9 protein-coding genes are annotated in these 12,915 nt (G+C 65.9%); 8 read left to right on the forward strand and 1 reads right to left on the reverse strand.

From position 1 onward, the window contains the following. Nucleotides 1-11 precede the first annotated feature (11 nt). Genes BKM74_RS11300 through pepN form a run of 3 tightly spaced genes read left to right on the forward strand, consistent with a single transcriptional unit; the run spans nt 12 to nt 6,138 of the window. Entirely contained in the window at nt 12-2,459 is a 2,448-nt protein-coding gene (locus tag BKM74_RS11300; protein ID WP_086465815.1) for a glycosyltransferase family protein, read from the forward strand. Beyond that, complete coding sequence (locus tag BKM74_RS11305) at nt 2,456-3,427, forward strand: CgeB family protein (RefSeq protein WP_086465816.1); 972 nt, start codon at nt 2,456-2,458, stop codon at nt 3,425-3,427. The genes BKM74_RS11300 and BKM74_RS11305 overlap by 4 nt, the downstream gene beginning before the upstream one ends. A 47-nt stretch (nt 3,428-3,474) precedes the next feature. Continuing rightward, the gene (gene pepN, locus BKM74_RS11310) at nt 3,475-6,138 is read left to right on the forward strand and encodes an aminopeptidase N (RefSeq protein ID WP_086465817.1); all 2,664 of its coding nucleotides are present in this window, start codon (nt 3,475-3,477) and stop codon (nt 6,136-6,138) included. Here pepN and BKM74_RS11315 read toward each other — a convergent pair. After that, complete coding sequence (locus BKM74_RS11315) at nt 6,135-7,421, reverse strand: NAD(P)/FAD-dependent oxidoreductase (protein ID WP_086465818.1); 1,287 nt, start codon at nt 7,419-7,421, stop codon at nt 6,135-6,137. The two genes, pepN and BKM74_RS11315, sit on opposite strands and share 4 nt — an antisense overlap. Nucleotides 7,422-7,564: 143 nt before the next feature. Between BKM74_RS11315 and BKM74_RS11320 the strand changes: the two genes are divergently transcribed. The 5 genes from BKM74_RS11320 to tssE all read left to right on the forward strand — a co-directional run bounded on the left by BKM74_RS11320 (nt 7,565) and on the right by tssE (nt 12,915). After that, nucleotides 7,565-8,944: a glutamine synthetase family protein gene (locus tag BKM74_RS11320; protein ID WP_086465819.1), complete on the forward strand. Its 1,380-nt coding sequence runs from the start codon at nt 7,565-7,567 to the stop codon at nt 8,942-8,944. Nucleotides 8,945-9,412: 468 nt separating this feature from the next. Beyond that, complete coding sequence (gene tssB / locus BKM74_RS11325) at nt 9,413-10,012, forward strand: type VI secretion system contractile sheath small subunit (RefSeq protein WP_086465820.1); 600 nt, start codon at nt 9,413-9,415, stop codon at nt 10,010-10,012. Nucleotides 10,013-10,093: 81 nt separating this feature from the next. Then, nucleotides 10,094-11,896 (forward strand): type VI secretion system contractile sheath large subunit, encoded by a 1,803-nt coding sequence (gene tssC, locus BKM74_RS11330; protein ID WP_176342499.1) that lies wholly within the window; start codon nt 10,094-10,096, stop codon nt 11,894-11,896. Nucleotides 11,897-11,952: 56 nt separating this feature from the next. Then, nucleotides 11,953-12,450: an Hcp family type VI secretion system effector gene (locus tag BKM74_RS11335; RefSeq protein WP_086465822.1), complete on the forward strand. Its 498-nt coding sequence runs from the start codon at nt 11,953-11,955 to the stop codon at nt 12,448-12,450. 21 nt (nt 12,451-12,471) lie between these two features. Next, nucleotides 12,472-12,915, forward strand: coding sequence for a type VI secretion system baseplate subunit TssE (gene tssE, locus BKM74_RS11340; protein ID WP_176342500.1), 444 nt, complete (start codon nt 12,472-12,474; stop codon nt 12,913-12,915).

Consider the following 12,915-nt stretch of genomic DNA (forward strand, 5'->3'; position numbering starts at 1 on the left):
GCGCCAGAATCATGCGCGTCCTGTTCATCGATACCAAGCCCTTCAATCCCAACCGATACATCGCGCGCGCCGTGTTCGAGGCGCTGGCCGCCGATCCGCGCGTGGCGGAAGCGATATGGGCGGAGTACGCCGACGCCGTGCCGCTGGCGCAGGCGACGAAGTTCGACCTGCTGTTCGCTTTCGACGGGGAGGAGGCGCGCAACCCGGTCATCGATCATCTGCTGCGGCTGATCCCGCGCAGCCTGGTCTGGTTCACCGAAGACCCCTATGAGCGCGGCGTGAACCTGCCGCTGGCCCGGAAATTCGACCTGATCTTCACCAATGACGGGACCAGTGCTGATTTCTATGACGGGCGCGGCATCCATCTGCCGCTGGCCGCCGATCCGGCACGGCATCGTTTCGAGATCGCCACGGCGGCACCGCGCTACGACATCTTCTTCGCCGGGACCGCCTGGCCGAACCGGCTGAAATTCCTGCGCGCGCTGAAGCAGCACCGTCCGGACCTGCGCTGCAAGTTCGTGCTGGTGACGAATGACGCGCTGGACCCGCATCTGGGCGATCTGCGCGACGGCTTCAGCTTCACGCCGGGCGTGTCGATCCGCGATTTCTGCCGGCTGGCCAATGCGGCAAGGCTAACGCTCACCCTGCCGCGCAAATTTTCGACATCCGACGCCGATCCGGAAGCCGCCAGCGACACGCCGGGGCCGCGCTTCTTCGAGGTGGCGCTGGCCGGCTCCTGCCAGATCGTCGATGCGGAGACCACGAAGGCGGCATCCGGCCTGTTCGAGGAGGGCACGCATTATCTGGGCTTCCGCACCATGGAGGAATGCCTGGCGCAGATCGACGCGGCGCTGGCAGACGATGACAGACGGCTAACCATCGCGCGGGCGGCACAGGCGCATGTGGCGGAAAATCATCTCTACGCCAGCCGCGTGGCGGCGATGCTTGACCGCGCGGCGGACCTGCCGGCGAAGCCGCTGCCGGCAGCCGAAGGCAAGCCGCGCATGCTGTTCGTCACCCACAACATCGTCCAGCATGGCCGCTTCGGTGGGGCGGAGACCTATCTGGAGGCGATCCGCCAGCACATCGGCGCGGTGGAGCCCTGGATACTGGTGCCGGACACGCGCAAGCCGGATGGCCGCAGCTTCCTGCTCTATGACCGCGATCTCACGGTGCGCCAGACGATCCGCCTCGCGCGGCCCAGCCATCCCGATCTGCTGACCCATCCGGAGCTGGAGATCGCCTTCCAGAAGCTGCTGGCGGAATACGGCTTCGCCGCCGTGCATTTCAACCATCTGCTGGGCTTCGTGCCGTCGCTGCCGCTGGTGGCGAAGGCGATGGGCGCGCGCACGCTCTATTCGCTGCACGATTATTATCCGCTGTGCGAGCGCTTCAACCTGCTCGGGCCGGATGGGCGCTATTGCGACATCGAAAACCTGCCGGAGGGCGCCTGGGATACCAGCCTTGCCCTGATCCAGGGGGTCGATCCCGACAGCCAGGCGCGGCGCCGGCGCTTCTGGCGCGAGAGCCTGTCGGCCATCGACATCGTGCTGGCCGGCTCCGAGGCGAGTGCCCGACTGCTGCACCTGATTTACCCGGAGACCGAGGCACGCACCCGGCTGTTGCTGCCGCCAATCAACCGGGTCGAGCCGGCGGCGCGGTCGGAAGGTGGGCCGCTGAAGGTGGCGCATCTCGGCAATTTCGCGCGCCACAAGGGGGCCGATGCGATCCTTGATGCCATCGCGCGCTGCGCCGGCCAGCCGCTGGAGTTCCATATCTTCGGGCGGATCGACCCGGAATATCAGGCGCGGCTGGAAGCGCATGCAGGCCCAGAGGGTGGGAGCGGTGTCGTGCTGCACGGCCCGTTCAATGGCGGCGCGGTGCCGGCGGCGCTGGCCGAATGCGATGTGATGCTGTTCCTGTCCACCTGGCCGGAGACCTATGGCATCACCCTGTCGGAGGCGCAGGCCGCCGGCCTCGTGCCCATCGTCACCGATATCGGCGCGCCGGCCGAGCGGGTGCGCGACGGCGAGAACGGGTTTCTGGTGCCGGTCGGGGATGGCAAGGCGGTTGCTGATATCCTGCTGTCGCTAGCGGCAGACCCCCTAATGGCGAACCGGGGCCGGCTGGATACCCTGCGCGCGCAGCTGCCCGATGTGCCGGGCATTGATGGGTACGGCTTCGTCAGCGGGCTGGAGGATATCTATGCCGGGCTGGCGCTGGTACCGGGTGCAAAGCTGGACACCCGCCGGCTGCTGTCGCTGCAGGAGTTCGGCCAGTTCCTCGACAGCCCGTTCTGGACACGGCGCGGCGGCCTGGCTTTCCTGACCGGCGGGCAGGGCATCGGCTTTCTGGTCCGCCGCTTCATCGTGGTCGCCCGCACCGACGGGTTTGGCCTCGCGCTGCGGCTGGCGCGGCACAAGCTGCGGGCGATCCTGCACCGGATGCGCATGGCATGAAGCACGACGCCCTGAAAATCCTGATCGTCAGCGGCACGCCGGATGCGCTGAACAGCAATGCCGGTTTGCGCAGCCATGTCGGCGAGGGCTTCCGCACGGCCTTTCCCGAGGCGACAATCGTCGTCTCTTCCTATGAGGATGGGCTGCGCCAGGCGCGCGCGCTGAAGCCCGATCTGGCGCTGGCATTCGGCTCGATCATGCTGGACAGCAGCGATTTCGGCCCGCTGGCGGAAGAGATGCGGCGGACCGGCGGCAAGCTGGCCTTCTGGCTGCATGACGATCCCTACGAGTTCGACATGAATGCCCGCATCTACGGCATGGCGGATGCGATCTTCACCAATGACCGGGCGAGCCTCGATTTCTACCCGCCGAACCTCGCCGTGCATCACCTGCCGCTGGCCGGCAGCCGCGCCGTGCATTGGCGCCCGGTCGAGTGCCGTGCCGGGCCGGAGCTGTTCTTCTGCGGCCACCGTTTCGCCAACCGCGCCCGGCTGTTCGGTGATCTCGCCCATCATGCCCAGGCGCTTGGCGCTTCGATGACAATCGTCGGCAGCGGCTGGGAGCGTGATGCCATCGCAGGCGTGACAGCCATGCGCTTGCCGGGGGCGGCGCTGCCCGACCTCTATGCCGCGTCGCTGGCGGTCGCCAATGTCGGGCGCGACGAGAGCCTCGCCAACCGGCGCTTTGCTATCCGTCCCTCCACGCCGGGACCGCGCAGTTTCGAGGCGGCCTTCGCCGGCGCGGCGCAGATCATGCTGGTGGAGGGGCTGGAAATTCTCGATTATTTCGAGCCGGAGACGGAAATCCTGCTGGCCGACGATGCCGACGGCTTCGCCGCGCAGTGGGACAGGCTGCTGAAGGATCGCGACCTCAGCCTGAAGCTTGGCCGCAACGCACAACGCCGCGCCGAGGCCGAGCATGGCTACGAGGCGCGCGCCCGGCGCATCGTCGAACTCGTATTCGGCTAGAATAACGCCTATCTGAACTGTTTGCCCTTTCCGGAATTTCGGAGACCATGATGGAGCGCCTCGACCAGACCCCGGTGCACTCGGCGCCGCAGGTGATCCGCCGCGAGGATTACACGCCGCCGGATTTCCGGGTGGACCGCATCGACCTGCATGTCGATATCCGCGAGGGCGAGACCATCGTGACCTCGACATTGTCGGTGATCGGCCGGCCGGAGCGCGACAAATACGCGCCGCTGGTGCTGGACGGGCAGAATCAGGAACTGATCTACCTGAAGATCGATGGCGAGGATGTGCCACCCTGCAAATACACGGTCGGCGAGGAACGGATGACCGTGGAGGAGGTGGCTGACCGCGCGCTGGTCGAGATCCGCACCCGCATCCATCCAGAGACGAACACGGCGCTGGAGGGGCTCTACCGTTCGGGGTCGATGTACTGCACCCAGTGCGAGCCGGAGGGCTTCCGCCGCATCACCTACTTCGTGGACCGGCCCGACAATATGGCGCTGTTCACCACCACCATCGAGGCGGACAAGGAAGCCTGTCCGGTGCTGCTGTCGAACGGCAACCCGTTGGGCGCAGGCGATCTGCCCGGCGGCCGGCACTGGGCGAAATGGGAAGACCCGTTCCGCAAGCCGGCCTATCTGTTCGCGCTGGTCGCCGGCGACCTCGTGCCGGTGACCGACAAGTTCGTCACGGCATCGGGGCGCACGGTCGATCTGCGCATCTATGTCGAGCAGGGCAACGAGAACAAATGCGCCCATGCCATGGACTCGCTGAAGCGCTCCATGCGCTGGGACGAGGAGGTGTTCGGGCTGGAATACGACCTCGACATCTTCATGATCGTCGCGGTCGGCGACTTCAACATGGGCGCGATGGAGAACAAGGGCCTCAACATCTTCAATGCTAAATACGTGCTGGCCAAGCCCGACACCGCGACCGACAGCGACTATCAGCTGATCGAGGGCATCATCGCCCACGAATATTTCCACAACTGGACGGGCAACCGCGTCACCTGCCGCGACTGGTTCCAGCTCAGCCTAAAGGAAGGGCTGACGGTGTTCCGCGACCAGGAATTCTCCGCCGACATGAATGCGCGCTCGGTGAAGCGCATCCAGGATGTGCGGGCGCTGCGCGCCGCCCAGTTCCCGGAGGATGCGGGGCCGATGGCGCATCCGGTACGGCCCGATTCCTATATCGAGATCAATAATTTCTATACCGCCACCGTCTATGAGAAGGGGGCGGAGGTGGTGCGCATGTACCACACGTTGCTGGGTACCGAGGGCTTCCGCAAGGGCATGGATCTGTATTTCCAGCGTCATGATGGCGATGCCGTCACCTGCGAGGATTTCTGCCTCGCCATGGAGGCCGCCAACGGCGCCAATCTCTCGCAGTTCCGCCGTTGGTACGAGCAGGCCGGCACGCCGCAGGTGAAGGCCAGTGGACGCTATGATGCGGCGGCCCGCACCTATACGCTGACCATCGAGCAATCGACCGCACCGACGCCCGGCCAGCCGGACAAGCAGCCGCTGCTGCTGCCGATGGCGATGGGGCTGGTCGGCAAGAAGTCGAAGGCCGATCTGCCGTTGCAGCTCGACGGCGAGAACGCCGTTCACGGGACCGAGCGCGTGCTGCGTGTGACCGAGGCACGGCAAATCTTCACCTTTGTCGATGTCGATGAGGAGCCGGTGCCCTCGCTGTTCCGTGGCTTCTCCGCCCCGGTGAAGCTGGATGCCGGGCATGACGAGGATGACCTCGCCTTCCTGATGGCGCATGACAGCGACGAGTTCAACCGCTGGGAAGCCGGGCAGGCACTGGCCCGCAAGCTGCTGCTCGGCATGGTGGATGAGCGCGCCGCCGGCCGGGAGATGACCGTACCCGACAGTTTCGTCGCCGCCTTCCGCCGGGTGCTGACCGATGGCGAGGCTGCGCCGGCTTTCCGCGCGCAGGCGCTGGCGCTGCCCAGCGAGGGCGATATCGGCGAGGCGATGCGCACCATCGATGTCGATGGCATCCATGCGGCGCGCGAGCATCTGCGGCGCTTTCTGGCCGGCAAGCTGAAATCGGAATTGCGCGCGACCTACGAGGCGATGGCGGTGCCGGGTGTTCAGCTGGACGGCGAGGCCATCGGCAAGCGGGCGCTGCGCAATCTGTGCCTGGGCTACCTGGCCGGGCTGGATGCGGACGGGCTGGCGCTGGCGGCAGCCCAGTTCGATGCCGCCGAGGTGATGACCGACAGTGTGGCGGCGCTGGTTTGCCTGGCCGATAGCACGGATGCGGCGGGCGACCGCGCGCTGGCCGCCTTCCACCAGCGCTGGCGGCATGATCCGCTGGTGATGGACAAATGGTTCGCGATCCAGGCGATGGCCAGAAGGCCGGACACGCTGGCGCGGGTGAAGGCGCTGATGGGCGACCCATCCTTCAGCGTGAAGAACCCGAACAAGGTGCGCTCGCTGCTGGGTGCCTTCGCGGCGGGCAACCCGGTGCGGTTCCACGCCGCCGACGGTTCGGGCTATCGCTTCATCGCCGATCAGGTGATCGCGTTGGACCCGATGAACCCGCAGGTGGCGGCGCGGCTGTTCAGCCCGTTCGCGCGCTGGCGGCGCTTCGATGACGGACGTCAGGCGTTGCTGAAGGCCGAGATCGAGCGCGTGCTGGCGACGCCGAAACTCTCCAAGGACGTGTACGAGGTCGCTTCGAAGAGCGTGGCCTAACGCCCGATCATATCCAGCAGGCGGAAATAGAACATCGCCAGCACCAGGGCCGGCGTGCGCAAGGGGCCGCCGGGGAACGGCATGTGGCGGATGCGGCCGAAGATATCCAGCCGCTCCGCCTGGCCGGCGACCGCCTCGGCGATGAGCCGCCCGGCGAGGCCGGACAGCGCCACACCCTGGCCGGAGAAGCCCTGCGCGTAATAGACATTGCCGTCCAGCCGCCCGAAATCCGGAATCCGGCTGGTGGTGATGCCGATCAGGCCGCTCCAGGCCTGTGTGACCTCGATATCGGCAAGCTGCGGGAACACCCGGGTGAGCTTGCGGCGCAGATAGGCGCGAAGGTTGGGCGGATCGATTGCGGAATAATTCGCCCCGCCGCCGAACATCAGCCGGTTGTCGGATGTCGCGCGGAAATAATTCAGGATGTGGTTGCACTCGCCGACCGCGAGGCCGCCCTTCACCAGCCCTTCCAGCCGGGCTGGATCCATCGGCTCGGTCACGCAGACGAAGCTGCCGACCGGCATGACATAGGGGCGCAGCCGCGGCACCAGCCTGCCCAGATAGGCGTTGGTGGCGATGACAAGGTGGCGGCAGCGGATCGTGCCACTTTCCGTCGTCACGCTGGGATTCTCGCCCATCGTCAGGGACAGTGCCTTTGTGCCCTCATACAGCGTGGCGCCGGCTTGCTCCGCGGCGCGGGCGAGGCCCAGCAGATAGGCATAGACCTGCAGATGCCCGGCGCCGGGGTCGAGCAGCCCGCCGAGATAGCGGGTGCTGGCGACGGTCGCGCGCATCTCCGCCGTGTCCAGCAGCCGGGCCGGCTGGTCATAGCCATAGCCCTCCAGCCATTCCGCGTGCTCGGCGCGCAGCCCCGCCATCTGGTGCCGGCTGAGCGCGGCATAGAGATAGCCCCAGCTGAGATCGCAGTCGATGCCGTGACGTTCCGTCCGCTCGGCGATGATGCGCTTGGCCTCTTCCGCCATGTCCCAGACAAGACGGGCATCCTGCTTGCCCAGCGCCGATTCGATCTTGCCCATGCCGGAGGAATAGGCCGTGCAGATCTGCCCGCCATTGCGGCCCGACGCCCCCCAGCCGATGCGCTGCTGCTCGATCAGCGCCACCTTGTAGCCGCGTTCCGCCAGGTTCAGCGCCGCCGACACGCCGGTCAGCCCGCCGCCGATGACGCAGACATCGATGTCCAGGTCGCCCGCCAGCGCCGGCCGCGCGGACGGTGCGGTGGCCGTGTCGGCGTACCAGCTGGGCGGTGTTTCAGGATGGGTCATGGGCCGCTGATACGCTTCTGACGGCCGCCCGGCAAGGGGGAATGGGGTCGATGCGGCGATATGCCGGCTTAACCGGCCCCGCTTGCCAAGCCCTCTGCCGCCCTGTAGCCATAGGGACAGGCGCAACAGCTTTTCAGGGCATCATGAGCGACGAAAACCCCTTCGACATTGGCAAGGAATTTCCCGCCGAGGTGGCGGACTGGATTGCCGAGCGGCATATCGACGAGGTCGAATGCCTGGTGCCGGACATGGCGGGCATTCCGCGCGGCAAGATCCTGCCGGCCGAGAAATTCCTGCAAAGCTGGGGGGAGCGCGGCCTGCGCCTGCCGGAATCGATCTTCGTGCAGACCGTCACCGGGGATTTCCCCGACCAGGTCGATATCGACCCGGCGGATTCGGATATCTTTCTGGTGCCCGATGTCAGCACGCTGCGCGTCGTGCCCTGGTACAGCGACCCGACGGCGCAGGTGATCAATGACTGCTATTACGCCGATGGCCGGCCGGTCGATATCGCCAGCCGCCAGGTGCTGAAGCAGGTGCTGAAGCTCTATGAGGAAAAGGGCTGGCAGCCGGTGGTGGCGCCCGAGGTCGAATTCTTCCTGGTGAAGCCGAACACCGATCCCGACTATCCGCTGGAGCCGCCGATCGGCCGGTCCGGCCGGGCCGAGACGGCGCGGCAGTCCTTCGGCATCGACGCGGTGAACGAGTTCGATCCGGTGTTCGAGGAGGTCTATGATTTCTGCGAGAAGCAGCAGATCGACGTCGATACGCTGAGCCACGAATCCGGCGCCGCGCAGATGGAGATCAACTTCAACCATGGCGAGCCGCTGGCGCTGGCCGACCAGGTGTTCCTGTTCAAGCGCACGCTGCGGCAGACGGCGCTGCGCCACAATATCTACGCCACCTTCATGTCGAAGCCGATGCAGGGCCAGCCCGGCAGCTCCATGCACATCCATGTCAGCGTGGTCGATAAGAAGACCGGGCTGAACCTGTTCGCGCAGCCGAACGGCGAGGACAGTGCGGATTTCCTGGCCTTCATCGCCGGCCTGCAGCGCTACCTGCCGCGCGCCATGCCGCTGATGGCGCCCTATGTGAATTCCTACCGCCGCTTCGGGCCGCATTTCTCCGCCCCGCAGAACGTGCATTGGGGGCGCGACAACCGCACCACCGGCCTGCGCGTGCCGATCTCCGGCCCGAAGGCGCGGCGCGTGGAGAACCGCGTGGCGGGTGCCGATGCCAACCCCTACCTCGCCATCGCGGCGACGCTGGCGGCAGGCTATCTCGGCATCGAGGAAGGGCTGGAGGCGACCGCCCCGGTGGAGGGCGACGCCTATGGCATGAGCCGCGCGCTGCCCGGCCATCTGCAGGACGCGCTGGGCGGGCTCTACCGCTGCAAGGAGCTGCGCACCGTGCTCGGCGACCGCTTCGTGGATGTGCTCTGCGCCGTGAAGGAATGGGAATATGACGCCTACCAGCAGGTCATCAGCGCCTGGGAGCGCGAATTCCTGCTGCTGAACGTGTGAGGGCGGCTTTCTTATCTCTATGTTGATATTTTCAAAGCATCGCTGACGTCCCTCTTATCGTCACCCCCGCACTTGTTGCGGGGGTCCAGGGTCCAGCCCGCATGAGCGATGCCGAAGCAAGCCGAAGCCTGGATTCCCGGGACAAGCCCGGGAATGACGGCCAATGTGTTTGGCGATTTCTTTGCCACCTCTCCCATCGTCACCCTCGGGCTTGACCCCCCAGTACACTCAATGGGGTCTAGGGGCGGTGCCCTGCCTTTTGCCGTTGCGGTCTGCCGCCCTGGATGCCCGGGTCAAGCCCGGGCACGACACTGGATAACGCAAATTCCCCTCCCGTGAAATTTCGCATAAACATGCAATTTATGATTGCATGATAAAAAACTTATGCGCTTAATATCGTCACACGCTTTGGTTGTGAATGATCGTGCGGACGCTCTTTTTCGCACGGGATGCCAGGGAGAGTGACGCATGTTTCTCGTCGATACCAAGACCAGCGCACAGAAGCTGATCGCGAAAGACAATCCGCCGCGCGTGCAGATCACCTACGAGGTCTATACCAAGGGCGCCACGCTGGCGGTCTCGCTGCCCTTCGTGGCCGGTATCATGGCCGACCTCGCCGGCCAGACGGCGCGCGCCGTGCCCTATGCCGAGCGCGACTTCATCCAGCTCGACAATGACAGCTTCGCCCAGTTCATGGGCCGCATCGCGCCCAGCGTGAAGGCGGTCTGGACCGACCAGAACGGCGACGATGCGGGCGATACGCTCAGTTTCGAGACGATGGACGATTTCGGCCCCGGCGCCATCGCGGCGCGTGCCGACGGCATCGCCCCGCTGTTCGCTGACCGGCGCGCGCTGATGGGATTGCAGGCCCGGCTCGACGGCAACAATGCCTTCCAGCAGACGGTCATGGCGATCCTGCAGCCGGTCGGCGACGACAACAAGCCGGAGACCGATCCGGCCAAGATCAACGCCAGCCTGACCGCGCTGCTGACCGAGGTGTTGCAGCAGCGCAGCCAGTACGAGGCTGAGGTCGCCGCCGACCAGAAGGCGCTGCCGCCGCCCTCCTGAACGGCCGGTCTTCCTGTACCCGCATTACGTGCATGAGTGGCGCAGATGGCGCCACCGCCATCCTCTCCTGAAGGTGACATCATGACGACACCGATCCAGTCGCTTCCCGCCGATCTGCAACCGGCCTTCACCACCGGCAATCTGGCGCTGGCCCAGACGCCGGACCAGATGCTGACCGGCCTCGACATGCTGGCCGCCCTCATCGGGCAGGCGCTGCTGGTCTATCCGCCGGCTGCCGATCCGGGGGCAGCGCCGGCCAAGCCGACGCCGCCGGCTGCGATTGCCGACGATGCCAGCGCCGCCGACAAGGAGACCTACCAGACGGCGCTGAAGAAATACCAGACCGACCTCGCCGCCTATGAGATGCATCCCTATCTGGCGGCCGCCTGGGCATCGACGCAGGCGCCAACGGCACCGACCATCCCGCCGGAGGCGACACCGGAGGAAAAGGCGGAGGCCGAGGCGAAATACGCGCTGAAGCAGGATATCTATGCCGAGGGGCAGAAATTCGTCAGCGGGCTGAAGGCCGCCATCGAACTGGACGAGCCGATGGCCTTCACGGCTTCCTGCATCGACCGGCTGACCGGGCAGGTCTCGGATCAGGTGAACCAGATCCTGCACGACCCGGACTATCAGGCGCTGGAAGCGCACTGGCGCGGCCTCAGCTACATAGTCATGAGCACCCACACCAACCAGGACCTCATCCTGCGCGTGCTGGACTGCAGCTATGACGAGGTGAAGGCGGACTTCAAGAAGGCGACCGGCTGGGACCAGACGGCGCTGTTCAAGAAAATCTATACCCAGGAATACGGCACGCTGGGCGGCAAGCCCTATGGGGTGATGATCGGCGATTTCGCCGCCTTCTCCGCCGCCAAGCCGGATGTCGATGCGCTGGAACGCATGGCGCAGATCGCCGCCGCCTCGCACTGCCCGTTCGTGGGGGCGGCCTCGCCGCACATGTTCGGGCTGACCAGCTTCACCGACCTGAACAAGCCGACCTCGCTGTCCAAGATCTTCGGCGGGCTGGATTATCTCGACTACAATTCGCTGCGCTCCTTCACCGATTCCCGCTACGTCTCGCTGGTGCTGCCACAGGTGCTGCTGCGCTCACCCTACGATGCGGTGAACAACCCGGCGGACGGGTTCGAGGATTTCGAGGAGACGCTGGGGTCCGGCGCCAATCAGCGCAGCGACCAGTATTTCCTGTGGGGCAACCCCGCCTATTACGAGGGCGCGCTGATCACCAACGCCTTCTACACCTACAACTGGCTGGCCGCGATCCGGGGCGAGCAGGGCGGCGGGCTGATTGAGAATCTGCCGGTCTATACCTTCACCACCGCGGCCGGCGAACAGGCGATGAAGATCCCGACGCAGGTGATGATCCCCGACCGCCGCGAGGCGGAGCTGAACGATCTCGGCTTTATCGCCATCTGCAACCGAAAGCTGACCAACCAGGCGGTGGTGTTCGGTGGCAAGACCATCCACAACCCGCCGAAATGGGATAATTCCAGCGCCGCCGGCCAGGCGGCGAACGCCAGCGAATCGCTGTCGGCGACGCTGCCCTACATGCTGAACGCGGCGCGCATCGCGCAATACATCAAGGTGATGCTGCGCGACACGGTGGGCAGTTTCGAGACCTCCGCCACCTTGCAGAACATGGTGAATGACTGGCTGGGCACGCTGGTGCTGCTGGATGACGAGGCGCAGCAGAGCGTGAAGGCGCGCTATCCGCTGCGCAACGCGCGGGCCGATGTGCAGGCCGTGCCTGGCAAGCCCGGCTACTACACCGCGACCGTCTATCTGCAGCCCTTCTTCCAGCTTGAAGGGGTGGAGGTGACGATCAGCCTGGTGGCCGAGCTGCCGCCGCCGGCCGCCGCCGCGTAACCCCGACAGCCCGCTAGGGCTCCAGCGACAGGCATCAGACGGCCAGGGAGGCCCCCATGGACTACATCGTCCTCAACATCGCCGACAAATACGCCATCAAGGGCGAATGCACGCTCGACAAGCATACCGACCAGATCAACCTGCTGGGCTTTTCCACCGGCGTGGCGATGCCGCTGCATTTCGACTCCTCGGGCGGCGGCCGCGCCACCGGCCGCGCGCAGGTGCAGGACATCACGGTCACGAAATATCTCGACCAGGCGACCCCGAAGCTGAACCTCGGCTGCTGCCTCGCCACCGAGCTGGGCAAGATCGAGATTTACCTGATCCGCACCTCGGGCGACAAGCCGATCGAGGCGATGACCTACACGCTGGAGAACGCGATGGTCTCCTCCGTGTCGCTGAATGCCGGCGGCAACGATCTGCCCGTCGAATCGGTCACCTTCAACTTCACCAAGATCACCTGGAGCTACCAGTTCGAGACCAAGGAAGGCGACCAGAAGGGCAAGGTCGAGACCGAGTACGACATGGAAAAGGCGACCGGCCAGGGCAAGTAGCTCAGCACCGGGTGACGGATCGTGCCTTCCCGCGAAGTGTATGGCCAGCGCGCGCCGCTGTTCGAGCGGCTGTCCGCCCGCGACACGCCGCTGGTGCTGGACGGGCCGGCGCTGGCGGAGTCGATCCGGGGCGCGCTGGTGCGGCTGCTGGGCTCGCGCGCCGACCGCTCGGTCGCCTCCTATCTGGCCGGGCCGCGCCTCGTCACCTCCTACGGCGTGCCGGGCACAGTGGATTTCACTGCCGTCTCGCTGTCCGACCGGCAACTGATGGCGCGCTGCCTTGAGGCTGCCATTGCCAGCTATGAGCCTCGCCTGTCCGACATCTCTGTCGTCCTCGAGCCGACGCGCGACCGGCTGCGTCCGCTGGAGGCGCGGCTGACCGCGACGGTAACGCTAATGGGCTATCAGCGCGCCGTGGTGTTCCTGCTGAACGGGCGCGCGGTGACGCTGGCAGGGGAGGGCTGA

It is taken from the genome of Oceanibaculum nanhaiense (genome assembly GCF_002148795.1).
In the GTDB taxonomy this organism is placed as follows: domain Bacteria; phylum Pseudomonadota; class Alphaproteobacteria; order Oceanibaculales; family Oceanibaculaceae; genus Oceanibaculum; species Oceanibaculum nanhaiense.